Here is a 23812-nt window from a genome sequence, read left to right on the forward strand (position 1 = left end):
GGGGGTCCTCTCGGAGGGGACGGTGCAGCAGGTGGGACGGTGCAGCAGGTGGGACGGTGCAGCAGGTGGGTGGGTGCCTCCGGCGGGCGGCCGGGAGGCACGGAGCAGGGTGCGCGGATCGGCGCGGCTCGGTGGGACGGCGCGCTCCAGAGCACGTGGACCGCCCGGCGGATCGGCGCGCGGCGGTCAGACGGACGAACGGTCGGTCGGACGGACGGACGGACGTCAGTGTCCATGCGCGATGGCGCCGCGGGGCCAGCAGCGGGACGCGGCGGTCGCGTGGTGTGCCGTCATCGTCGCCCCCCTGTCGCCCGTGCTCGTGTCGCGTTCTCCCACCGGCTCGAGCCGGTGGTGGACGACGCTACGGGCGCGGTGTTTCGGCATCGTTTCGATCGGGAAACACCGTCGAAACGATGCGCCGTTAGCGTCGCCGCATGTCTGCAGCAGCCCTCGCCCCGTTCCCGACCGAGCTCCGTGTCGGCGTCCCCGACTGGCTCCGCGACGCGCAGGCCGCTGCTCCGGAACACCTCGGCACCCGTGCGGAGCGGTTCGCGCTCGTGAACGCCCTCGCCGAACGGAACGTCGAGGAGGGCACCGGCGGTCCGTTCGCGGCGGCCGTCGTCGACGAGGACACGGGCGCGGTCGTCGCCCTCGGGGTGAACCTGGTGCTGCACACCAACCTGTCGTCGATGCACGCCGAGGTCGTCACCCTCGGACTCGCACAGGCTCGGACGGGGGCCTGGAACCTCGGCCGTGACGTGGGCCACCGGCGTGTGCTCGTCGTGAACGCCCAACCGTGCGTGATGTGCCTCGGGGCCCTGCTGTGGTCGGGGGTCTCCGCGCTGGAGTTCGCCGCCGACGGAGCCACGGTCGAGCGGATCACGGGCTTCGACGAGGGCCCGGTGCCGGGTGACTGGCGCGAGCAGCTCGTTGCTCGGGGGATCGACGTGCACCAGGAGCACAGCACCGGTGCCGAGACGGCGCTCGAGCGCTACCGCGACCTGGTCGAGTCCGGTGCCACCGCGCGCTACAACGGCAGCGGCGCCTGACCCGGCGTCAGCGCAACACCCGCCGCGTCCGTCGCCACCACCACTTGACGTGCATCGACACGGTGGTCACGCCGGTCCGTTCGGCCTCAGCCATCTCAGCGACCGTCGCGCCTTCCAACCACGCCGCGAGTTCGGCGTCGTCGTCGTCCGTTCCGTCGACCTTGAACGACGGCCGGTCGGGGAGCGGTGCGAACAGGTGCATCATGGTTCCTTCTCGCCAGGGGGCAACGGTGGATGTCGACGGAGTGCCCGCAGCGCGAGGTTCTTGTCGGCTTTCGACGCCCACCGTACGGTCATCATGCGCTCGAGCACAGTCCTCGAAATGTCGTGTTCCGCCGACGTGTCCTTGGGGCGCATCGCCCACGTCAGCCGCTTCCACGCCTGGTCGCGGTCCGCGGAGCGACGGCTCTGGAACGCCCCGAACCAGCTGACGACCGCCGCCACGATCGCCGCGCCGGCGGCGATGCACGCCGCGACCAGTGCTGTCTCCACGGGGCAAGCCTGCGGCAGTGCGCGCGACCCGACGCGACACGCGAGCCGACCTGTGGATGTCGGACCGCGCCTCCCGGCCTGTGCAGGACAACGGGCGCACCCGGCGGACCCAGCAGCGGGGAGCAGACTGACGACGTGCCCAACCCACCCCGACTGAGCGACCTGTCCGGCTCGCAGGAGGCCGACACCGGCACCCTCCGGTCCCGCGGCCGCCGGTTCACCGAACTGCTTTCGATCGCGAGACGCCACCGCCTCGTCCCGTTCCGTCGCCTCGACTTCTCGCACGACCCGGCCACCTCCGACCTGCGCCGCAGTCAGGCCGAGCACCTGCGCCGTGCGCTCGAGGAAGCGGGCGGCGGGTTCGTGAAGATGGGCCAGCTGCTCTCCACCCGCGACGACCTGCTGCCCGAGGAGTGGACCGAGGGACTCGCCCACCTGCAGCGCAACGTCACCGCCGCCCCCGCCGACCAGGTGCTCGCCCTGCTCGAACAGGAACTCGGCGCACCGGTCGACCAGGTCTTCGCGTCCTTCGACCCGGTGCCCGTCGCCGCGGCCTCGATCGCCCAGGTCCACCGCGCCCGCCTGCCCGACGGCACCGCGGTCGCGGTCAAGGTGCAGCGTCCCGGCATCGACGCCGCCGTCCGCCGCGACGTCGACATCGCGCTCCGTGTCGTCCGCTTCATGGCGCGCTGGTCGACCGAGGCCCGGCAGGTCGGCGTGCAGGACGTGGCCGCGCAGTACGCCGACGACCTGGTCCGCCAGGTCGACTTCGTCTCCGAGCTGCGGAACCTCACCGCCCTGCGTGCCGCACAGGCCCGCAGTGCCCGTCCGGACGAGGTCCGGTTCCCGGACCCGTACCCGGACCTGTCCGGGCGCCGCGTGCTCGTGATGGAGTTCCTGGAGGGCGACACGCTCAGCGCGATCCGCGCCGAGCGCGCGGACCGCGACCTCGACGGCCCGATGCGCGCGATCCTCCGCGCGTTCCTGCGCCAGGTCGTCTTCGACGGCCTGTACCACGCCGACCTGCACCCCGGGAACGTCCTGGTGCTGCCCGACGGGCGGCCCGCGTTGATCGACTTCGGATCGGTCGGGAGGCTCGACCCGACCCTCCGGGACACGGTCCAGGACCTGCTGGTCGCCTACCTGCAGGACGACACCTCGCGGATCGCCGATGCGGTCCTGCGGATGGCACCGGTGCGCGACGCGCACGACGAGCCAGACTTCCGTCGGGACATCGCGCGCTTCGTCGCGGACGAGCTCGGACCGGGCGCGCGCATCGGCGTCGAGACCGTCGACGACGCCGTCGAGGTGTTCGGGCGGTACCGGCTCAAAGCGCCGCCGGACTTCGTCGCCGCCGCGCGGGCGCTGGCGATCTTCGAGGGCACGCTCCGGACGCTCGCGCCCTCGTTCGACCTGCTCGAGGAGTCCCGCGGGCTCGCCCGTGAGCAGATCACCGACCAGCTGCGCCCCGGCAAGCTGCGCGACCTGGCGGCGAAGGAGCTGATCGGCGTCGTCTCCGCGGCCCGACGACTGCCGCGCCGGGTCGACCGGATCGGCGAGGCGATCGAGACGGGCAAGTTCACCGTCAACATCCGGCTCTTCGCGGACCGCCGCGACCGCGAACTCGTGTCCGGCATGATCCGGCGCATCCTGCTCGTGCTGCTCGGCGCCGGTGCCGGCATCCTGGCGATCGTCTACCTGGCACTGCCCGCCCGACCGGACGCGGCGATCTCGACCGCGGTGGCCGGGGCACTGCTCGGGGGAGCGGCCGTGGTGTTGCTCGGCTGGGCCGCGATCGACTCCTGGCGCGCCCGGCGACGGCGCTGATGGCGACGGTCGGGCGTCCGCTACACTCGTCCGGGGCCAGCGCGGCCCGAAGACCTTTCACAACACGACCGAACGGGACACCGAAGACTCATGGCCAGTACCACTGACATCAAGAACGGCGCCGTTCTCATCATCGACGGCCAGCTGTGGTCGGTCGTGGAGTTCCAGCACGTCAAGCCCGGCAAGGGTGGCGCGTTCGTCCGCACGAAGCTGAAGAACGTCGTCTCCGGCAAGGTCGTCGACCGCACCTTCAACGCCGGTGCGAAGATCGACACCGCCGTGGTCGACCGCCGCGACTACCAGTTCCTCTACGAGGACGGCGACTCGTACGTGTTCATGGACACCGACACCTACGACCAGATCCCGGTCTCGGCGACGGTCGTCGGCGACGCGAAGAACTACCTGCTCGAGTCCGCGATGGTCACCATCGCGATGAACGAGGGCAACCCGCTCTACGTCGAGCTCCCGACGTCGATCGTGACCGAGGTCGAGACCGAGCCGGGCCTGCAGGGCGACCGCTCCTCCGGTGGCACCAAGGACGCGACCATCATCGCGACCGGCCACCGCATCCAGGTCCCGCTGTACCTCGAGAGCGGCACCACGGTGAAGATCGACACGCGCGACGGCAGCTTCCTCGGCCGCGTCAACTCCTAGGCGACGTCCGTATGAGTGCTCGTTCGAAGGCCCGCAAGCGCGCCCTCGACATGCTGTACGTGGCCGAGGTGCGTGAGCTCCCGATCACGGACGTCCTGGCGACCGAGACCGTCCGTCACCTGGACCAGCCCGAGCGTGCCTCGAGCTGGGACTACGCACGGCAGATCGTGACGGGCGTCGATGACGCCCGCCACGAGATCGACTCCGTCATCATCGACCACGCCCAGGGGTGGTCGATCGCCCGGATGCCGGTGCTCGACCGCTGCATCCTGCGGATGGCCGTCTGGGAGCTCCGGTTCAACCCGGAGGTGCCGGACGCCGTCGCGATCGCCGAGGCCGTCGAGCTCGCCCAGTCGCTCTCGACCGAGGACTCCGCGGGCTTCGTGAACGGTGTCCTCGGAGCCGTCGCCGGCGGTCGTGCACCGTCCGGTCGGACGGTCGCAGGGGACCAGGAGTCCCGCTAGGCTTGTGCACGTCAGCATCCTTTAATGCCGTCCAGTGAGGCGGGGAAGGGGGTCGACGTGGGTACCAGAACGGTCCTGCAGCAACCCGACATCACGCGCGCTCTGACGCGCATCGCACACGAGATCCTCGAGGCCAACCACGGCGGCTCGGACCTCGTCCTCCTGGGCATCCCGACCAGGGGCGCCGTGCTCGCCGAACGGCTGGGCCGCGTCCTGGCGGACATCGAGCCCGAGTGGCAGTCCGCGCGGGCGGGCATCGGATCCGAACGGGTCGGCACGCTCGACGTGACCATGCACCGGGACGACCTCGGGCACGGCATCGGTCGTGCCCCGCACCGCACGGTGATCCCCGCCGGCGGCATCGACGGCAAGGTCGTCGTGCTCGTCGACGACGTCCTGTACTCCGGTCGCACGGTCCGGGCAGCGCTCGACGCCCTGCAGGGGATCGGCCGGCCGCGCGCCGTCCGGCTCGCCGTGCTCGTCGACCGCGGCCACCGCGAGCTGCCGATCCGCGCGGACCACGTGGGCAAGAACCTGCCGACCGCCTCGGACGAGCGGGTCACCCTGCACCTGTCCGAGACCGACGGCGACGACACCGTGTTCATCGAGCAGGGGGTGGCGTGATGCGGCACCTGCTCTCCACCGCCGACCTGTCGCGCGACCAGGCCGTGCACATCCTCGACGTCGCCGAGGAGATGGCCGAGGTCAACACGCGCGAGGTCCGGAAGCTCCCGGCCCTGCGCGGCAAGACCGTCGTGAACCTGTTCTTCGAGGACTCGACCCGCACGCGCATCTCGTTCGAGGCCGCGGCGAAGCGCCTGTCGGCCGACGTCATCAACTTCGCGGCCAAGGGCTCGAGCGTCTCCAAGGGCGAGTCTCTCAAGGACACCGTGCAGACCCTCGGCGCGATGGGCATCGACGGCATCGTGATGCGGCACGGCTCGTCCGGTGCGCCGCGCGTGCTGGCCGACGCCGACTGGATCGACGTCCCCGTGGTGAACGCCGGCGACGGCACGCACGAGCACCCGACGCAGGCGCTGCTCGACGCCTTCACCATGCGCCGTCGCCTGCACGGTGCCGGGTCGCGTGGACAGGGCCTCGACGGCGTCCGGGTCCTGATCGTCGGCGACGTGCTGCACAGCCGCGTCGCCCGGTCGAACGCGTGGCTGCTCCGGACCCTCGGCGCGAGCGTGACCTTCGCCGCACCGCCGACGCTCCTGCCCGCGACGACGACGCCGTTCGGAGCCGCGGTGCACCACGACCTCGACGCCGCCCTGGCCGAGGACCCGGACGTCGTCATGACGCTCCGGATCCAGCAGGAGCGGATGGACGACGCGTTCTTCCCGAACCCGCGCGAGTACACGCGGCACTGGGGCCTGACGGCTGCGCGGTTCGCGCGGCTGTCCGAGCGCACACTGATCATGCACCCCGGTCCGATGAACCGCGGGCTGGAGATCGCCGGCGTCGCTGCCGACGACCCCCGTTCCACCGTGGTCGAGCAGGTCGAGAACGGCGTCTCGGTCCGCATGGCGGTCCTCTACCTGGCCCTGACCGGCACCGAACCGAAGGAGTCCGCAGCATGACCGCTCACCTGATCCGCGGCGCGCAGCTGGTCGACGGCTCGCGCGCCGACATCCGACTGCAGGACGGCCGCATCACGGCGATCGGCTCCGGCGTGGACGCGAGCGGTGCCACGGTCGTCGACGCCGACGGGCTCATCGCCCTACCGGGTCTCGTCGACCTGCACACCCACCTGCGCGAGCCCGGTCACGAGGAATCCGAGACGGTCCTCACCGGCTCGCGCGCCGCCGCGGCCGGAGGCTTCACCGCCGTCAACGCGATGGCGAACTCGAGCCCGGTCGCCGACACCGCCGGGGTCGTCGAGCAGGTGCAGGCACTCGGCGACGACGCCGGCTACGTCACGGTCCGCCCGATCGGCGCGGTGTCGCAGGGGCTGCAGGGCACGCACCTGTCCGAGATCGGTGCCATGGCGACGAGCAGGGCGAAGGTCCGGGTCTTCTCGGACGACGGCTCGTGCGTGTCCGACCCGCTCCTCATGCGCCGCGCACTCGAGTACATCAAGGGCTTCGGCGGGGTGCTCGCGCAGCACGCGCAGGAACCCCGACTCACCATCGGCGCGCAGATGAACGAGGGCTGCCTGTCGTCGGAGCTCGGGCTGGCGGGCTGGCCGGCCGTGGCGGAAGAGGCGATCATCGCCCGCGACGTCCTGCTCGCCGACCACGTGGGCGCGCGGCTGCACGTCTGCCACGTGTCGACCGCCGGCAGTGTCGAGGTGATCCGCTGGGCCAAGTCCCGCGGCATCGACGTCACCGCCGAGGTCACCCCGCACCACCTCGTGCTCACCGAGGACCTCATCGCCGGGCACGACGGCGCCCCCGGGTACGACGCCCGCTACAAGGTGAACCCGCCGCTCCGGGCACGCGAGGACGTCGACGCCCTGCGCGCAGCCCTCGCCGACGGCACCATCGACATCGTCGCGACCGACCACGCACCGCACACCGCCGAGGCGAAGTGCTGCGAGTGGCCGGCGGCGGCGAACGGCATGGTCGGCCTCGAGTCGGCGCTGAGCGTCGTGCAGTCCGCCGTCGTCGCGTCGGGGCAGCTCGACTGGGCCGACGTCGCCCGGGTCCTGTCCGAGGCGCCGGCACGCATCGGCCAGGTCGAGGGCCACGGTCAGCGCATCGCCGAGGGCGCGCCCGCCGAGATCACGCTCTACGACCCGACGGCCAGCCGCGAGTTCGCGGTCGCCGACCTCGCCGGGCAGTCGCAGAACTCGCCGTACCTCGGCATGACCCTGCCCGGCCGGGTCGTCGCCACGTTCCACCTGGGCGCGCCGACGGTGCTCGACGGCCGCCTCGTCGACGCCGACACCGTCGCCGCGCACGCCGCGGCACTCCGGACGGGGGCGCGCGCATGAGCGGCGACGCCGCGCGCTGGTTGCTCGGCGGGGTGATCCTGCTCGCGGTGGCCGCGCTGTTCGTCGCCATGGCGCGCACCTGGCGGACGCGGACCAGGAAGCAGGCGGAATCCGTGCCTCCCGTCCCCGTCCCGACCACGATCGGACCGGAAGTCGGGTCCTGGGACGGTTTCTCCGTCGCGACGACCCGTGCCGACCAGCCGCTGGAACGCATCACCGCCGGCGGACTCGGGTTCCGGGGTCGCGGCGGCGTGCGCGTCCACGCGACCGGTGTGGTCCTTCGACTCGCCGGCGCGGACGACCGCTGGATCGCACGTGCTGCGGTCCGCGGTGCCGACCGCTCGACGTGGGCGATCGACCGGGTGGTCGAGCCCGGGGGACTGGTCCGTCTGCGATGGACGGCGACCGGCGCCGCAGGTGCGACGGACCTCGACACGTACTTCCGGTTCCCGGAGGGCGACGCAGCCGCGCTGCTCGCCCTGCAGGGACTGACCGAGACCGGGCCGCAGGCGACTGCGGCCGATGCCCCGCGAACCGCGGGCGAAGGGAAGAAAGCATGACACGCGAACGGGCCGTCCTGGTCCTCGAAGACGGCACCCGGTACGACGGCTGGGCCTACGGCGCCCGCGGGCGCACGCTCGGCGAGGTGGTCTTCGCGACCGGCATGACCGGCTACCAGGAGACGCTGACCGATCCGTCCTACGCCGGCCAGATCGTGGTGCAGACCGCGCCGCACATCGGCAACACCGGCGTCAACGACGAGGACCCCGAGTCCCGTCGCATCTGGGTCGCCGGGTACGTGGTGCGCGACCCCAGCCGCGTGGTCTCGAACCACCGCGCGAACGCGTCGCTCGACGACCACCTGGTGCGCGACGGCATCGTCGGGATCTCCGGCATCGACACCCGCGCCCTCACGCGCCGGATCCGCGACGCCGGCGCCATGAAGGGCGGCGTGTTCAGCGGCGCCGACGCGACGCTTTCGGAGTCGGAGCAGCTGGACGCCGTCCGGTCGCAGGCCACGATGGCCGGCGCGAGCTTCTCGGCGATCGTGTCCACCCCGGAGACCTACGTCGTGCCGGCCGAGGGCGAGCAGATCGGCCGACTGGCCGTGCTCGACCTGGGTGTGAAGGCGTCGACCACCCGCTACCTCGCCCAGCGCGGCTTCGAGGTGCACGTCGTGCCGCAGGACATCTCCGCTGCGGCGCTCGAGGAGCTCGCACCGGACGCCCTGTTCTACTCGAACGGCCCCGGGGACCCCGCGGCGTCGGACGCCCAGGTCGAACTGCTGCAGGGCAGCCTGCGGACCGGTCGCCCGTTCTTCGGCATCTGCTTCGGCAACCAGCTGCTCGGCCGCGCGCTCGGCTTCGGCACCTACAAGCTGCCCTTCGGGCACCGCGGCATCAACCAGCCGGTGCTCGACACCACCACGGGCAAGGTCGAGATCACGAGCCAGAACCACGGCTTCGCGGTCGACGCTCCCCTGGGGCAGGTCCTCGAGTCGCCGGCCGGGTTCGGCCGCGTCGAGGTCTCGCACTACTCGCTGAACGACGACGTGGTCGAGGGCCTGCGGGCGCTCGACGTGCCCGCGTTCAGCGTGCAGTACCACCCCGAGGCCGCCGCTGGTCCGCACGACAGCATGTACCTCTTCGACCGGTTCGCGGACCTGGTGCGCGCGCGACGTGACGGGGAGCCGCTCGACGCGGCCACCGCCGACGCGACCACTCCCGCAGCAGACATCACCAAGGAAGCGAACTGATGCCCAAGCGCGCAGACATCAACTCCGTCCTCGTCATCGGTTCCGGCCCGATCGTCATCGGTCAGGCCGCCGAGTTCGACTACTCCGGCACCCAGGCGTGCCGTGTCCTCCGCGCCGAGGGCGTCCGGGTCATCCTCGTCAACCCGAACCCGGCGACGATCATGACCGACCCCGACTTCGCCGACGCGACCTACATCGAGCCGATCACGAACGCGTGCCTCGAGGAGATCATCCGCATCGAGAAGCCGGACGCCGTCCTGCCGACGCTGGGCGGCCAGACCGCCCTGAACGCGGCGATCGCGCTCGACGAGGCCGGCATCCTCGAGAAGCACGGCGTCGAGCTCATCGGTGCCAAGGTGGACGCCATCCAGCGCGGTGAGGACCGCCAGCTCTTCAAGGAGCTCGTGCTCGAGTCCGGCGCCGACGTGGCCCGGAGCCACATCGCCCACACGCTGGAAGAGGCGAAGGAGTTCGCGAAGGACCTCGGCTACCCGCTCGTCGTCCGCCCGTCCTTCACCATGGGTGGTCTCGGTTCGGGCTTCGCGTACGACGAAGCCGAGCTCGTCCGCTTCGTCGGCGACGGGCTGCAGTCCAGCCCGACGACCGAGGTCCTGCTCGAGGAATCGATCCTCGGCTGGAAGGAGTACGAGCTCGAGCTGATGCGCGACAACTACGACAACACCGTCGTCATCTGCTCCATCGAGAACGTCGACCCGGTCGGCGTGCACACCGGCGACTCGATCACCGTCGCTCCGGCGCTCACGCTCACCGACCGCGAGTACCAGAACATGCGCAACATCGGCATCGACATCATCCGTCGCGTCGGTGTCGACACCGGTGGCTGCAACATCCAGTTCGCCGTCGACCCGTCGAACGGCCGCCTGATCGTCATCGAGATGAACCCGCGCGTCTCCCGCTCGTCGGCGCTGGCCTCGAAGGCCACGGGCTTCCCGATCGCGAAGATCGCCGCGAAGCTCGCCATCGGGTACCGCCTGGACGAGATCCAGAACGACATCACGAAGGTGACCCCGGCCAGCTTCGAGCCGACGCTCGACTACGTGGTCGTGAAGACCCCGCGCTTCGCGTTTGAGAAGTTCCCCGCGGCGGACGCCACGCTCACCACGACGATGAAGAGCGTCGGCGAGGCGATGGCCATCGGCCGCAACTACGCGACGGCGCTGCAGAAGTCGCTGCGCTCGCTCGAGAAGCGCGGCTCGAGCTTCCACTGGGACACCCCGGCGGCGGAGCTCGACAAGGACGCCCTGCTCGCGAAGTCGTCCATCCCCACCGACGGCCGGATCGTCACGGTGCAGCAGGCCCTGGTCGCCGGCGCCACCGCCGCCGAGGTCTTCGAAGCCACGAAGATCGACCCGTGGTTCATCGACCAGATCGTGCTCATCAACGAGGTCGCCGCCGAGGTCGCGGCCGCCGACGAGCTCGACGCGGACACCATCCGCTGGGCCAAGGAGCACGGCTTCAGCGACACCCAGATCGCGGCGCTGCGCAGCACCCCGGAGCACCCGGTCAGCGAGCAGCAGGTCCGCGACGACCGGCACGCCCTCGGCATCCGCCCCGTCTTCAAGACCGTCGACACCTGCGCCGGCGAGTTCCCTGCCCTGACGCCGTACCACTACTCGTCGTACGACGCCGAGACCGAGGTGGTCGCGAGCGACCGCAAGAAGGTCGTCATCCTGGGCTCCGGCCCGAACCGCATCGGCCAGGGCGTCGAGTTCGACTACTCCTGCGTGCACGCGTCCTTCGCGCTGAGCGACGCCGGGTTCGAGACGATCATGATCAACTGCAACCCCGAGACGGTCTCCACCGACTACGACACCTCGGACCGTCTGTACTTCGAGCCGCTCACGGCCGAGGACGTCCTCGAGGTCATCGAGGCCGAGGCGGCGTCGGGCGAGCTCGTCGGCGTCGTCGTGCAGCTCGGCGGGCAGACCGCCCTGGGTCTGGCGAAGCCGCTCGAGGCGGCGGGGATCCCGATCCTCGGCACCAGCCCGTCGGCGATCGACTCCGCCGAGGAGCGCGGCCAGTTCTCCGCCATCCTCGACGCCGCGGGGCTGCTCGCGCCGCGCAACGGCACCGCCCACGACCTGGCGAGCGCGACCGCCGTGGCCGAGGAGATCGGCTACCCGGTGCTCGTCCGCCCGTCCTTCGTGCTCGGCGGCCGCGGCATGGAGATCCTGTACGACTCCCCGTCGCTCGCCGACTACTTCGACCGGATGGCCGACCAGGCGATCATCGGCCCGGAGCTCCCGCTGCTCGTCGACCGGTTCCTGGACGACGCGGTGGAGATCGACGTCGACGCGCTCTTCGACGGTGAGCGGCTCTACATCGGCGGCATCATGGAGCACCTGGAAGAGGCCGGCATCCACTCCGGTGACTCCGCGTGCACCCTGCCCCCGGTCGGCCTCGGCCGCGCCGAGATCCAGGGCGTCGTCGACGCGACCGAGAAGATCGCCCGCGGCATCGGCGTGCAGGGTCTGCTCAACGTCCAGTTCGCCATCGGCGCCGGCGTGCTCTACGTCCTCGAGGCGAACCCGCGCGCCAGCCGCACGGTCCCGTTCGTCTCGAAGGCGCTCGGCATCGCGCTGGCCAAGGCCGCGTCCCGCATCATGACCGGCACCAGCGTCGACGAGCTCGTCGCCGAGGGCATGCTGCCGGCCCGCGATGGGGCGTTCGTCCCGATGGAGGCCCCGGTCGCCGTCAAGGAGGCCGTCCTGCCCTTCCGCCGCTTCCGCACCCGCGAGGGTCAGGTCGTCGACTCGGTGCTCAGCCCCGAGATGCGCTCCACCGGCGAGGTCATGGGCATCGACCGCGACTTCCCACGGGCGTTCCTCAAGTCGCAGGACGCCGCGTACGGCGGCCTGCCGACCAGCGGCACGGTCTTCGTGAGCGTCGCGGACACCGACAAGCGCGCCATCGTGCTGCCGGTGCACCGCCTGCAGCAGCTGGGCTTCACGATCATCGCGACCGAGGGCACGGCGGAGATCCTCCGCCGCAACGGCATCGAGGTCGGCATCGTTGGCAAGTACAGCCAGGGCGGCGAGAGCGTCGTCGACCTGCTGACGCGCAACGAGGTCGACATCGTCATCAACACGCCGTCGGGTGCCGCCGGTCGTGCGGACGGGTACGAGATCCGTGCGGCCACGGTCGCAGCGGACAAGCCGCTGTTCACGACGATCGCGCAGATCGGTGCGGCGGTCGCGGCGATCGAGACGATCGGCACGCCGCTCAACGTCCGGAGCCTGCAGGACTACGCGCGGGAGCGCGCCACCTGGTGAGCGAGGGGCAGACGGGAGGCCCGGCCTCCTTCGGTGATCGGCTCGCGTCCGCGATGCGCGAGCGTTCACCGCTCTGCGTCGGCATCGACCCCCACGCCACCACCCTGGCGGCGTGGGGGCTCGGCCGCGACGAGCAGGGCCTGACGGCCTTCGGCGCGGCCCTGGTCGACGCGGCCGCCGGCCGCGCGGCGATCGTGAAGCCGCAGATCGCGTTCTTCGAGGCGGCGGGGGTGGCGGGCTACCGCGCGCTCGACGCGACGATCCGTCGTGCACGCGATGCGGGCCTCCTGGTCGTCGCCGACGTGAAGCGGGGCGACATCGGGTCGACCGGTGACGACTACGCACTCGCGTGGCTCGACCGTGACGGGCCGTTCGCGGCCGACGCGATGACGGTGTCGCCGTACCTCGGCTACGGCTCGCTCAGCGGGACGGTCGACGTCGCTCGGCGGAACGGTGCCGGGGTCTTCGTGCTCGCCGCGACGAGCAACCCGGAGGCGCGGGTGCTGCAGACCGCGGTCCTGGCGGAGGGCCCGCGTGCCGGGCGGTCCGTGGCTGCCGGTATCGTCTTGGACGTGGCAGACGACAACCGGGCCGCGGGCGACCAGGCCCTCGGCGACGTCGGGCTCGTGCTCGGCGCGACCCTTCACCTCGACGACTTCGGCATCGACGCGGACGCGATCGGCACCGCGCCGGTGCTCGCCCCGGGCTTCGGTGCCCAGGGCGCCCGGATCGAGGACCTCCGTGCGCTGTACGGTGCGCGCGCCGAACAGGTGCTCGTGAGCGAGTCGCGCGGTCTGCTGACCGACGGTCCGGACGGGGTCGCGGCACTCGTGTCCGACCGCGCCGACCGGATCCGCGCCGCCCTCGGGGCCGCAGCATGACCACCAACGGCGACCGCACCGACGGCACCGACCTGCCGGCCCACCGCACTCCACCAGAGGTCGACCGCGTCGCGGCGGCCCAGGCGGCGGTCGCCGCGCGACGCGCCCGGGCCGCGGTGAAGTCCCAGGTCGCGTCGGGGGAGCGCTCGGCACTCGAGGTCGCTCGATCGGCATGGGACGACGCCCTCGTCGACACGACTTCGGCGGAGCGCTCGCTCCGGGTGCGCGACCTGCTCGTCAGCCTGTCCGGCATCGGTCCGGCGCGTGCCGAGTCGATCATGGGCACGCTGCGCATCGCGCCGTCGAAGCGCCTCGGGGGCCTCGGCACCCGGCAGCGCACGGCCCTGGCCGACTGGCTCGCCGCGCGCGGTCGCAAGCGCGGTGCCTCGAAGCTCGTCGTCCTCGCCGGGCCGACCGCCGTCGGCAAGGGAACGGTGAGCGCGTACATCCGCGAGCAGTACCCGGACGTGAACCTCAGCGTCTCCGCCACGACCCGGAAGCCCCGCCCGGGCGAGGTCGACGGCGTGCACTACTACTTCGTCGACGACGCCGAGTTCGACCGGATGATCCGCGAGCGCGAACTGCTCGAGTGGGCCACGGTGCACAACTCGTACCGGTACGGCACCCCGCGGCCGCCGATCGACCGCGCGCTCGACGCCGGCGAGCGGGTCATGCTCGAGATCGACCTGCAGGGTGCTCGCCAGGTCCGTGACGCCATGCCCGAGGCCGTGCTCGTGTTCCTGCTGCCCCCGACGTGGGAAGAACTGGTGCGTCGACTCATCGGCCGCGGCACCGAGTCACCCGAGGAACAGGCGCGTCGACTCGACACCGCGAAGGTCGAACTGGCCGCCCAGGACGAGTTCGACGTCCGCATCGTGAACTCCGATGTCGGCACCGCGGCACGACAGGTCGTAGACTTGTTCTCTGCGCCCTGACGGGTGCACCGACGACGAGGAGACTCCATGGCCAACCCCCAGGGCATCATCGACCCGCCCATCGACGACCTGCTCAGCAAGGTCGAGTCGAAGTACGCGCTCGTCATCTTCGCTTCCAAGCGCGCGCGTCAGATCAACGACTACTACGCCGACCTGCACGAGGGCTCGCTCTTCGACAACGTCGGCCCGCTCGTCGATTCGACGATCGACGACAAGCCGCTGTCCGTGGCTCTCCACGAGATCAACGAGGACAAGCTCACCGTCACCAAGCAGCAGCAGCCCTCCGACTGATCCCGGTGACTGCAGCTGCTCTGCGCCTCTTCACGTCCGAGTCGGTGACCGAGGGGCACCCCGACAAGATCTGCGACCAGATCTCGGACAGCATCCTCGACGCACTGCTCACGGTGGACCCGCACGCTCGGGTCGCCGTCGAGACGATGGTGACGACCGGCCTCGTGCACGTCGCCGGCGAGGTCACGACCTCGGGCTACGTCGAGATCCCCAAGCTCGTCCGTGACGTCATCACGGGCATCGGCTACAACTCGTCGGACGTCTCCTTCGACGGCGCCACGTGCGGCGTCGAGGTGTCGATCGGTGCGCAGTCGCCGGACATCGCGCAGGGCGTCGACGAGTCGCTCGACTCCCGCACCGGCGCGGTCGACCCGCTCGACCGTCAGGGTGCCGGCGACCAGGGCATCATGTTCGGCTTCGCGACGAACGAGACCCCCGAGTACATGCCCGTCGCGATCTGGCTCGCCCACCGCCTGGCCGAGCGCCTGGCCGCCGTGCGCAAGTCCGGCGAGCTGGCGTTCCTGCGCCCGGACGGCAAGACGCAGGTCACCGTCGGCTACGACGGCGTCGTGCCGAAGACCGTCGAGACCGTCGTCCTGTCGACGCAGCACTCGCCGAGCGTGACGCTGGAGCAGCTCACCGCCGAGATCACCGAGCACGTGATCCGTCCGGTGCTCGACCTCGTCGACCTCGACTCCTCGCACGTCGACGTCATCGTCAACCCGACGGGTCGCTTCGAGATCGGTGGCCCCCAGGGCGACGCCGGACTCACCGGCCGCAAGGTCATCGTCGACACGTACGGCGGGGCCTCCCGTCACGGTGGCGGCGCGTTCAGCGGCAAGGACCCGTCGAAGGTCGACCGCTCGGCGGCGTACGCGCTGCGCTGGGTCGCGAAGAACGCGGTCGCCGCGGGCCTCGCTGACCGGCTCGAGGTGCAGGTCGCCTACGCGATCGGCCGCGCGAAGCCCGTCGGGCTCTACGTCGAGACCTTCGGCACCGGACACGTCGACGACGCCACGATCGAAGCCGCGATCCGCCAGGTCTTCGACCTGCGTCCGGCCGCGATCATCCGCGACCTCGACCTGCTCCGTCCGATCTACGCGCAGACCGCGACGTACGGACACTTCGGCCGCGAGCTCCCCGGGTTCACCTGGGAGCAGCTCGACCGCGTCGAGGAACTCCGCGCCGCCGCAGGGCTCGTCACCGCCGCCGTCTGAGGCACCGCGTGACCACCGTCGCGCGCGTCGTCCTCGACTCGCCGCTCCCGCAGTTGGACCGTCTGTTCGACTACCGGGTGCCGGCCGAGCTCGAGGACGACTGCGTGCCGGGCGTCCGCGTGAAGGTCCCGCTCCGCACCGGGGCCCGGATGTCCGACGGCTACGTCGTCGAGATCGTCGACGAGGGCGACTACCCGGGTGAACTCAGCGCGATCGAGACCCTGGTGTCACCCGTCCCGGTCCTGGCGCCGGAGATCTGGAAGCTCGCCCGCGCCGTGGCCGACCGCGCCGCCGGTGTGGCGTCCGACGTCCTCCGTCTGGCCGTGCCGACCCGCCAGGTCCGCGCCGAGAAGGCCTGGCTCGCGCGGGACACCTCGTGGTCCCCGCCCCCGGTGTCCGCCCCGCCGGTGACCGGCTACACCCCGGGCATGCTCGAAGGCGTGATCGCCGAGCACGATCGCGCTGCGGTCGCCGCCGTTCCCCACCCCGTGGCGCTGACCCGGCCCACCAGCGACGAGGGCGACGGCGACTCCGATCCGATCTGGGTGCCCGGCTGGGCGGCGACGCTCGCCCAGGCGGCCGCCCACACCCTCGCGGCCGAGCAGTCCGCCGTCATCGCCGTCCCCGACTTCCGCGACGTCATCGACCTCGAGCGCGCGCTGCTCGCGGTGCTGCCGCCGGAACGGGTCGTGCGCTTCGACGCCAAGCAGACGAACGGGCAGCGGGCCAAGGCGCTCCTGCAGGCGCGGACGCACCCCGTCGTCGCGATCGGCAACCGGACGGCGGTGTACGCACCGGCCACGGATCTCGGGCTCATCGCGATGTGGGACGACGGCGACGCCTCGTTCATCGAGCAGCGCGCGCCGTACGTGCACACGCGTGACGTCGCCCTCGTGCGGGCGGCGCAGTCGGGCGCCGCACTGCTGTTCGTCTCGCACGCCCGCAGCACCGACGTGCAGCGGCTCGTCGAACTGCACTGGCTGCAGGACGTCACGCCGTTCCGGGTGAAGACCCCGAAGGTCATCCCGACCGTGCAGCAGACCTCGGCCGAGGGGTACGCCGCGCAGGCACGCATCCCGAGCTCTGCCTGGCGTGCCGCGCGCGAGGCCAGCCAGCACGGCCCGGTGCTCGTGCAGGTCGCGAGCCCCGGGTTCGGCACCGGACTCGTCTGCGCGGAGTGCGGTGAGCGGGCGCACTGCCGGATCTGCGGCGGTCCGCTCGGCAGTCCGCACCGCGGTGCCACGCCGCAGTGCCGGTTCTGCGGTGCCCTCGCGGTGGGGTTCCGCTGCCCGACGTGCGGCAACGGCACCGTGAAGCCCGTGGGACAGGGCGCCCAACGCACCGCGGACGAACTCGGGCGGGCGTTCCCCGGCACCCGGATCGTGGTGGCCGACGGCTCACGCCCGCTCGACGAGGTCCCCGCGCGGCCCTCCGTCGTCGTCGCGACACGTGGCGCCGAGCCGAGCGTGCCCGGGGGCTACGCGTGCGTCCTGCTGCTCGACGGCGAGAAGATGCTCGCGCGCGAAGGGCTGCGCGTGCAGGAGGACGTGCTCCGGTTCTGGACGAACGCCGCCGCGAAGGGTGCTCCCGGGGCCGAGGCGTACCTGGTCGGCATCGGCGGCAAGCTCGCGACGGCGATGGCGCTCTGGCGGCTCGACGGTCCCGCGCACGACGAACTCACCGACCGGCGTGAGCTGCACTTCCCGCCGGCGGTCCGCGTGGCGACGATGACCGGCACCGACGAGGCCGTCACCGCCGCGGTCGAGGCGCTCGAGGGGGCGACCGCGGGCCCGGTGCTCGGCCCGGTGCCCGTCGAGGACGACGCCCTGCCGGGCACGGTCCGAGCGATCGTGCGGTTCCCGTACGCCCACGGTGCCGAGGTCGCGGCGACCCTGAAGGCCGAGGTCATCCGGCGGTCGTCGACCCGGCGGGTCCTGAAGGGCGGCAACCGGCGTCGGGCGGCACCGACGCTGCGGGTCCGGCTCGACGACGCCGAACCCTTCAGCGAGGTCTGACCCGCACCGGCCGCCGGGGCGGGGCCTCCGTGGCGGAGCTGCGCCGCGCCTCCCGGGCCGTATGCGCTCGCATCTTGCGACGTTCCACGCGTCGATCACCTCGTGTTCTGTCGGCCGATGCGCACGCACCCGATGCGTGTGCACCTTCCGACGATCCACGCGTCGATCAACGAGTGGTTCGTCGCGAAACGAGTCCGCCGCGCAGCAGCGTCAGGCGCGCACGGCCCGCCCACCGACGCGCGGGAACACCACGCCGAGTGCGACCATCCCGACCGCGAGCACGAGGTGCAGCCAGTTGTCCGCCCAGTTCAGCGGTACGAAATTCGCGCCGAACGAGTGCCCGGCGGTGAACAGCCCGTAGACCCAGAGCACGAAGTAGACGACCCCGCCGAGCACCAGGTACATCCGCGACCCGGTGGCGTACCCCGCCGCGAGCACCCCGACGACCCCGAACAGCAGGTGCACGACGTTGTGCAGCACCGACACCTGGAAGACCCCGAGCAGCATCGCCATCGACCCGTGGCCGGCGCCCGCGAGCGAGCCGGACGTCAGCCCGGGCACGAACCCGGCGATGCCGACGAGCAGGAACACGACGCCGACGAGCAGCGCGACCTTCTGGATGCTGGACCCTGCGAAGCGGTCGGTGGACGTGGTGACGTCGGACATGGGAACCCCTCTCGTGCTGTGCCGCAGACCGTACCCACCCGGCGCGGGCCCGGTTCGGGTCAGTCCACCGAGCGCGCGCGTGGGAGGATCGAACCCATGCGTCTCGTCGTCGCCGGCAGCCCCGCTGCGGCCGTCCCCACCCTCCGCCGTCTGGCGGCGTCCGACCACGAGATCGCCGCGGTCCTCACGCGTCCGCCGACACCGCAGGGCCGGAAGCGCGTGCTGACGCCGACGCCGGTCGCGCAGGTCGCCGCGGAGCTCGGACTGCCCGTCATCGAGGCCAGCCGCGTCGACGACGACGTCACCGCGCGCATCGCCGACCTCGACGTCGACCTCGGTGTCATCGTCGCCTACGGCGCGTTGCTCCGCCGTCCCGCGCTCGACGCCCCGCGCCTCGGCTGGGTCAACCTGCACTTCTCCGACCTGCCGGCGTACCGCGGCGCGGCGCCGGTCCAGCGGGCCGTGATGGCGGGGGACACCCGCACCGCCGCGTCGGTCTTCCAGCTCGTCGAGGCGCTCGACGCCGGCCCGGTGTTCGCGGCGGACCCGTTTGAGATCGACCCGGAGGCGACCGCCGGCGAGGTCCTCGCCGCCATGGCGGAGTCCGGCGCCGAGACCGTCGCCCGGGTGGTCGACGCCATCGCCGCCGGCACGGCCGTCGCGACCGAGCAGACCGGCGAGCCGACGCTCGCGCCGAAGACGACCATCGACGACGGGCGCATCGACTTCGACGCTCCGGCGGCGGTCGTGCACGCCCGTCTGCGCGGGGTCACCCCCGAGCCCGGCGCGTACGCCCACCTCGGCGAGACCCGCGTGAAGCTGCTCCGCAGCAACCGCCTGACAGGAGGCCCCGCGGACCCCGCCCTGCAGCTCGCGCCCGGTGCGCTGGCACTCCACGGCGGTCGGCTGCTGGTCGGGACCGGTGACACTCCGCTGGTGCTGCTCGAGGTGCAGCCGGCCGGCAAGAAGGCGATGGACGCCGCTGCCTGGGCCCGTGGCCTGGGCGAACTGGACGGGAAGGTCCTCGCATGAGCCAGCCGACGAACACCCGGGGCGCCCGCCGCGGTCCCCGCCCCGCGAACGCCCGTCGTGTCGCGTTCGACGTGCTCCGCGCCGTGCAGGTCGACGACGCGTACGCGAACCTGCTGCTGCCGACACGCCTCCGTCGTGCCGGCCTCACCGCGCGCGACGCCGCGTTCGCCACCGAGCTCACCTACGGCTCGATCCGGATGCTCGGTCGCTACGACGTCATCATCGCGCTGGCGTCGGGTCGTCGGCCGGAGAACATCGAGGCCGACGTCCTCGACGTGATGCGGCTCGGCGCCCACCAGCTGCTCGCCATGCGCACCCCGACGCACGCCGCGGTCGACGCCACGGTCGAGCTCGCCCGCGAAGTCGGTGCCCGCCGCGCCACCGGCTTCGTGAACGCCGTGCTGCGCAAGATCGCCGCGCGCACCGACGACGAGTGGGACGCGCAGATCACCGAGGGCCGTGGTGGCGACGCCCTGCTCGCCACGCGGTGGTCGCACCCGGTCTGGGTCGTCTCGGCACTGCGCGACGCCCTCGCCGCCGAACGCTCCCGCGACGAGCTCGCCGCCCTGCTCGCCGCCGACAACGCCGCGCCCCGGGTGCAGCTCGCGGCGCTGCCCGGGCTCGCCACCGACGAGGACATCGCCACCGCGACCACGCGCACGGTGCCCGACGAAGACGCAGACGCCGATGCCGCGTTCGCCGACGCGACCGGCGCGGCGGACGTGCCGGCGACCCTGGTGCCCGCCGACGACGAACCGGAGGCCGACGGCGCGACCGGCACCGTGCCTCCCGTCCGGACCGCCGACCCCGTGCCGGCCGCCGACGCCCTGCCGGTCTCGCCCGTCGGGATCCGCGGCATCTCCGGTGACCCCGCGCGCGTGCCTGGCGTCGCTGCCGGGCGCCTGCGCGTGCAGGACGAGGGCTCGCAGCTCGCCGCCCTCGCGCTGAGTCGGTCGTCCGCGGTGCGCGAGGGCGAGCGCTGGCTCGACATGTGCGCCGGCCCCGGCGGCAAGGCCGCGCTGCTCGCCGCCGAGGCGCAGCAGGGCGGCGCGACCCTCGTCGCGAACGAACTCGTGCCGGCACGTGCCGGACTCGTGCGGAACGCCCTCGGGGTGTTCGGCGACCACGTCCGCGTCGTCGAGGGCGACGCCAGGCGCTACGGCCGCGACGGCACCGGGATGACCTTCGACCGCATCCTGCTCGACGCGCCGTGCACCGGCCTGGGCGCCCTGCGTCGGCGTCCGGAAGCACGCTGGCGGAAGACCCCGGAGGACGTCCAAGAGCTCGCGGCCCTGCAGACCGAGCTGCTCGACGCCGCGGTCCGGGTGCTCGCACCGGGTGGGACGCTCGCGTACGTCACGTGCTCGCCGCACCTGGCCGAGACGCGCGGGCAGGTCGACGCGCTGATGGGGCGGCACGGGGGAGTCCTCGAGCAGCTCGACACCGCGACGATCGTCCGGGGGGTCGCCGCGCGCGACCCGGAGATCGCGGACGGCGCGACGGCGCAGCTCTGGCCGCACCGGGTCGGCACGGACGCGATGTTCATCGCGTTGTTCCGTCGCGTCGCCTGAGGCCGTCGAGTGGGGCGTCGCGCACGCGCCGGTAGGCTTGCCGGGTGACGATCCGCATCTCGCCGAGCATCCTGTCCGCCGACTTCGCGAACCTCGAGCGTGAACTCCACCGCATCGAGACCGCCGACCTGGTGCACGTCGACGTGATGGACAACCACTTCGTGCCGAACCTGACGCTCGGGCTGCCGATCGTCGAGCGCCTGCAGCAGGTCTCCCCGGTGCCGCTCGACGTCCATCTCATGCTCACCGACGCCGACGTCAACGCGCCGAAGTACGCCGAGACCGGTGCGTCGAGCGTGACGTTCCACTTCGAGGCTGCGGACGACCCCGTGGCCACCGCCGCCGCCATCCGCTCGAACGGCGCCCGCGCGGCCGTCGCGGTGAAGCCGGGCACCCCGATCACGCAGGTGCTGCACCATCTCGACGCCTACGACATGATCCTGCTCATGACCGTCGAGCCCGGCTTCGGCGGGCAGTCGTTCATGCCGTCCGTGATGCCGAAGCTCGCCGACGCCCGTGCGGCGGTCGACGCCTCGGGACTCGACGTGTGGCTCGAGGTCGACGGCGGCATCTCGGTGGACACCGTCCCCGAGGCCGTGCGCAGCGGCGCCGACACGCTCGTCGCCGGGTCGGCCGTGTACGGCGGTGAGCCCGCCGCGCGGATCACGGACCTGCGCGAAGCGGCCGCGCGGGCGCGGGCATGAGCGCGACCCGTCCGGACGGTACGTCGGCAGCGTCAGCGGAGACCGGTAACCTGGACCGCGTGAAGACGTTCGACGACCTGTTCCAGGAGCTCACCGAGAAGGCGCGCACGCGCCCCGAGGGCTCCGGCACCGTCGCCGAACTGGACGCCGGCGTGCACCAGATCGGCAAGAAGATCGTGGAAGAAGCGGCCGAGGTCTGGATGGCGGCCGAGTACGAGGGCGACGAGCGCACCTCGGAGGAGATCTCGCAGCTCGTGTACCACCTGCAGGTCCTCATGGTGGCGAAGGGGCTGTCCCCGGCGGACATCTGGCGACATCTGTAGGACGCGCTCGGGCCCGCCCGTGCACCGACCTCGATCCGCCACGACCCCGACCAGAAAGCAGACCCCCTGATGCTCCGCATCGCCGTGCCCAACAAGGGCTCCCTGTCCGAGACTGCGTCCGACATGCTGCGCGAGGCCGGGTACGCCGGTCGCCGCGACCCGAAGGCGCTGCACCTGCTCGACGAGCGCAACGGCGTCGAGTTCTTCTTCCTCCGCCCGCGGGACATCGCGACCTACGTCGGCTCCGGCGCACTCGACGTCGGGATCACCGGCCGTGACCTGCTGCTCGACTCCGGTTCCGAGGCGCACGAGGTCGATGCGCTCGGCTTCGCCGACTCCACCTTCCGCTTCGCCGGCACGCCGGGCCGGTACAGCACCCTGCAGGACCTCGACGGCGTCCGGGTCGCCACGAGCTACCCGGGCCTGGTCGGCGACTTCCTCGCCCGCCACGGGGTGACGGCGACGCTCGTCAAGCTCGACGGGGCCGTCGAGAGCGCGGTGCGTCTCGGTGTCGCCGACGCCGTGGCCGACGTGGTCTCCACGGGCAGCACGCTGCGGCAGGCCGGCCTCGAGATCTTCGGTCCGGTCATCCTCGAGTCGACCGCGCTGCTGGTGTCGACCGACGAGACGATCCCGGGGATCGACGTGCTCCGCCGTCGGCTGCAGGGCGTGCTCGTCGCCCGCGGCTACGTCATGCTCGACTACGACATCCCCACCGCGCTGCTCGAGCAGGCGACCGCCGTCGCGTCCGGCATCGAGTCGCCGACGGTGTCGCCGCTGCACGGCCGCGACTGGTCCGCGGTGCGCGTGATGATCCCGCGCGACGACGCGAACCTCATCATGGACGCCCTGTACGACCTCGGGGCCCGGGCCATCCTCGTCAGCCCGATCCACGCGGCCCGGCTGTGACCGCGGCAGCCACGGCGCCGGGCGGCGTGGCCGTCCGTGTCATCCCGTGCCTCGACGTCAAGGGCGGCAGGGTCGTCAAGGGCGTGAACTTCCTCGATCTGCAGGACGCCGGTGACCCGGTCGAGCTCGCCGCGCGCTACTACGAGCAGGGCGCCGACGAGCTGACCTTCCTCGACGTCGGTGCCACGGTCGAGAACCGCGCCACGATGTACGACACGGTCACCCGCACCGCCGAGCAGGTGTTCATCCCGCTCACGGTCGGTGGCGGCGTCCGTTCCGTCGACGACGTGTCCCGCCTGCAGCAGTGCGGCGCGGACAAGATCGGCGTGAACAGCGCAGCGATCGCCCGGCCCGACCTCGTCGGCGAGATCGCCGACCGGTTCGGTGCGCAGGCCGTCGTGCTGTCGCTCGACGTCAAGCGCTCCGACCGGACTGCGTCCGGCTTCGTGGTCACCACGCACGGCGGCCGCACCGAGACCGACATCGACGCGATCGCCTGGGCGCGCGACGCCGTCGAGCGGGGTGCGGGGGAGCTGCTCGTCAACTCCATCGACGCGGACGGCACGAAGAACGGGTTCGACCTCGAGCTCGTCGCCGCGGTGCGGTCGGTCGCGCGGGTCCCGGTCATCGCCTCGGGAGGCGCGGGTCGGGTCGACCACTTCGCCCCGGCCGTCGACGCGGGTGCGGATGCCCTCCTCGCCGCGTCCGTCTTCCACCGTGGCGAGATGACGGTGGGCGACGTCAAGGCCGCGCTGCGCGCGACCGGCCACGCCGTCCGCTGAACCGCCGCCGCCC

The 23812-nt window shown here is 72.1% G+C and carries 24 protein-coding genes; 21 read left to right on the forward strand and 3 right to left on the reverse strand.

Annotated elements, in window-relative coordinates; translation table 11 throughout:
• The first annotated feature begins 434 nt into the window (after positions 1-434).
• On the forward strand, positions 435-1049 hold the full coding sequence (locus M4960_RS00985) for a deaminase (protein ID WP_131920070.1): 615 nt from the start codon (positions 435-437) through the stop codon (positions 1047-1049).
• Between the two features lie 7 nt (positions 1050-1056).
• Here M4960_RS00985 and M4960_RS00990 read toward each other — a convergent pair whose 3' ends face one another.
• On the reverse strand, positions 1057-1254 hold the full coding sequence (locus M4960_RS00990; RefSeq protein ID WP_248703258.1) for a hypothetical protein: 198 nt from the start codon (positions 1252-1254) through the stop codon (positions 1057-1059).
• A complete protein-coding gene (locus tag M4960_RS00995; protein WP_248703259.1) occupies positions 1251-1541 on the reverse strand; it encodes a hypothetical protein in 291 nt (96 codons plus the stop codon). The genes M4960_RS00990 and M4960_RS00995 overlap by 4 nt, the downstream gene beginning before the upstream one ends.
• A 135-nt stretch (positions 1542-1676) precedes the next feature.
• On the opposite strand from M4960_RS00995, the gene M4960_RS01000 reads away from it, so the two are divergent.
• The 14 genes from M4960_RS01000 (at position 1677) to M4960_RS01065 (ending at position 17812) form a co-directional block, all read left to right on the forward strand.
• The gene (locus M4960_RS01000) at positions 1677-3368 is read left to right on the forward strand and encodes an AarF/ABC1/UbiB kinase family protein (RefSeq protein WP_131920073.1); all 1692 of its coding nucleotides are present in this window, start codon (positions 1677-1679) and stop codon (positions 3366-3368) included.
• Between the two features lie 90 nt (positions 3369-3458).
• Complete coding sequence (gene efp, locus M4960_RS01005) at positions 3459-4022, forward strand: elongation factor P (protein ID WP_111083909.1); 564 nt, start codon at positions 3459-3461, stop codon at positions 4020-4022.
• Between the two features lie 11 nt (positions 4023-4033).
• Complete coding sequence (nusB, locus tag M4960_RS01010; RefSeq protein WP_123294314.1) at positions 4034-4486, forward strand: transcription antitermination factor NusB; 453 nt, start codon at positions 4034-4036, stop codon at positions 4484-4486.
• Positions 4487-4510: 24 nt separating this feature from the next.
• A complete protein-coding gene (gene pyrR, locus M4960_RS01015) occupies positions 4511-5110 on the forward strand; it encodes a bifunctional pyr operon transcriptional regulator/uracil phosphoribosyltransferase PyrR (protein ID WP_111083911.1) in 600 nt (199 codons plus the stop codon).
• Positions 5110-6069 (forward strand): aspartate carbamoyltransferase catalytic subunit, encoded by a 960-nt coding sequence (locus M4960_RS01020; RefSeq protein WP_123294316.1) that lies wholly within the window; start codon positions 5110-5112, stop codon positions 6067-6069. Before pyrR ends, M4960_RS01020 begins: the two co-directional genes overlap by 1 nt.
• Entirely contained in the window at positions 6066-7424 is a 1359-nt protein-coding gene (locus tag M4960_RS01025) for a dihydroorotase (protein ID WP_248703260.1), read from the forward strand. Before M4960_RS01020 ends, M4960_RS01025 begins: the two co-directional genes overlap by 4 nt.
• The gene (locus M4960_RS01030; RefSeq protein WP_123294318.1) at positions 7421-7984 is read left to right on the forward strand and encodes a hypothetical protein; all 564 of its coding nucleotides are present in this window, start codon (positions 7421-7423) and stop codon (positions 7982-7984) included. Before M4960_RS01025 ends, M4960_RS01030 begins: the two co-directional genes overlap by 4 nt.
• Entirely contained in the window at positions 7981-9180 is a 1200-nt protein-coding gene (carA, locus tag M4960_RS01035) for a glutamine-hydrolyzing carbamoyl-phosphate synthase small subunit (RefSeq protein ID WP_123937797.1), read from the forward strand. The genes M4960_RS01030 and carA overlap by 4 nt, the downstream gene beginning before the upstream one ends.
• Positions 9180-12473: a carbamoyl-phosphate synthase large subunit gene (carB, locus tag M4960_RS01040; RefSeq protein ID WP_123294320.1), complete on the forward strand. Its 3294-nt coding sequence runs from the start codon at positions 9180-9182 to the stop codon at positions 12471-12473. The genes carA and carB overlap by 1 nt, the downstream gene beginning before the upstream one ends.
• On the forward strand, positions 12470-13354 hold the full coding sequence (gene pyrF, locus M4960_RS01045; protein WP_308221988.1) for an orotidine-5'-phosphate decarboxylase: 885 nt from the start codon (positions 12470-12472) through the stop codon (positions 13352-13354). Before carB ends, pyrF begins: the two co-directional genes overlap by 4 nt.
• A complete protein-coding gene (gmk, locus tag M4960_RS01050) occupies positions 13351-14289 on the forward strand; it encodes a guanylate kinase (RefSeq protein ID WP_248703261.1) in 939 nt (312 codons plus the stop codon). Before pyrF ends, gmk begins: the two co-directional genes overlap by 4 nt.
• Positions 14290-14316: 27 nt before the next feature.
• Positions 14317-14580 (forward strand): DNA-directed RNA polymerase subunit omega, encoded by a 264-nt coding sequence (rpoZ, locus tag M4960_RS01055; RefSeq protein ID WP_114849971.1) that lies wholly within the window; start codon positions 14317-14319, stop codon positions 14578-14580.
• Between the two features lie 5 nt (positions 14581-14585).
• The gene (gene metK / locus M4960_RS01060) at positions 14586-15797 is read left to right on the forward strand and encodes a methionine adenosyltransferase (protein WP_111083919.1); all 1212 of its coding nucleotides are present in this window, start codon (positions 14586-14588) and stop codon (positions 15795-15797) included.
• Positions 15798-15805: 8 nt separating this feature from the next.
• Positions 15806-17812 (forward strand): primosomal protein N', encoded by a 2007-nt coding sequence (locus M4960_RS01065; RefSeq protein ID WP_248703262.1) that lies wholly within the window; start codon positions 15806-15808, stop codon positions 17810-17812.
• Between the two features lie 210 nt (positions 17813-18022).
• Here the strand turns inward: M4960_RS01065 and M4960_RS01070 are convergent, their stop codons facing one another.
• The gene (locus M4960_RS01070) at positions 18023-18478 is read right to left on the reverse strand and encodes a DUF4383 domain-containing protein (RefSeq protein ID WP_123339707.1); all 456 of its coding nucleotides are present in this window, start codon (positions 18476-18478) and stop codon (positions 18023-18025) included.
• Positions 18479-18574: 96 nt separating this feature from the next.
• On the opposite strand from M4960_RS01070, the gene M4960_RS01075 reads away from it, so the two are divergent.
• From M4960_RS01075 to hisF, 6 genes are all read left to right on the forward strand, one after another.
• On the forward strand, positions 18575-19510 hold the full coding sequence (locus tag M4960_RS01075; protein WP_248703263.1) for a methionyl-tRNA formyltransferase: 936 nt from the start codon (positions 18575-18577) through the stop codon (positions 19508-19510).
• Entirely contained in the window at positions 19507-21081 is a 1575-nt protein-coding gene (locus tag M4960_RS01080; RefSeq protein WP_248703264.1) for an RsmB/NOP family class I SAM-dependent RNA methyltransferase, read from the forward strand. The genes M4960_RS01075 and M4960_RS01080 overlap by 4 nt, the downstream gene beginning before the upstream one ends.
• A gap of 44 nt (positions 21082-21125) precedes the next feature.
• A complete protein-coding gene (gene rpe, locus M4960_RS01085; protein WP_194647834.1) occupies positions 21126-21785 on the forward strand; it encodes a ribulose-phosphate 3-epimerase in 660 nt (219 codons plus the stop codon).
• A 59-nt stretch (positions 21786-21844) separates the two neighbouring features.
• Positions 21845-22108, forward strand: coding sequence for a phosphoribosyl-ATP diphosphatase (locus tag M4960_RS01090; RefSeq protein ID WP_111084162.1), 264 nt, complete (start codon positions 21845-21847; stop codon positions 22106-22108).
• Between the two features lie 69 nt (positions 22109-22177).
• Positions 22178-23017 (forward strand): ATP phosphoribosyltransferase, encoded by an 840-nt coding sequence (gene hisG / locus M4960_RS01095; protein ID WP_111083926.1) that lies wholly within the window; start codon positions 22178-22180, stop codon positions 23015-23017.
• Positions 23014-23799 carry an imidazole glycerol phosphate synthase subunit HisF gene (gene hisF, locus M4960_RS01100; RefSeq protein WP_243692450.1) on the forward strand — a complete coding sequence of 262 codons (786 nt, stop codon included), beginning with the start codon at positions 23014-23016 and terminating at the stop codon, positions 23797-23799. The genes hisG and hisF overlap by 4 nt, the downstream gene beginning before the upstream one ends.
• Positions 23800-23812: the final 13 nt, after the last annotated feature.

The sequence above is a fragment of the Curtobacterium sp. MWU13-2055 genome, from assembly GCF_023242305.1.
Taxonomy (GTDB): Bacteria; Actinomycetota; Actinomycetes; order Actinomycetales; family Microbacteriaceae; genus Curtobacterium.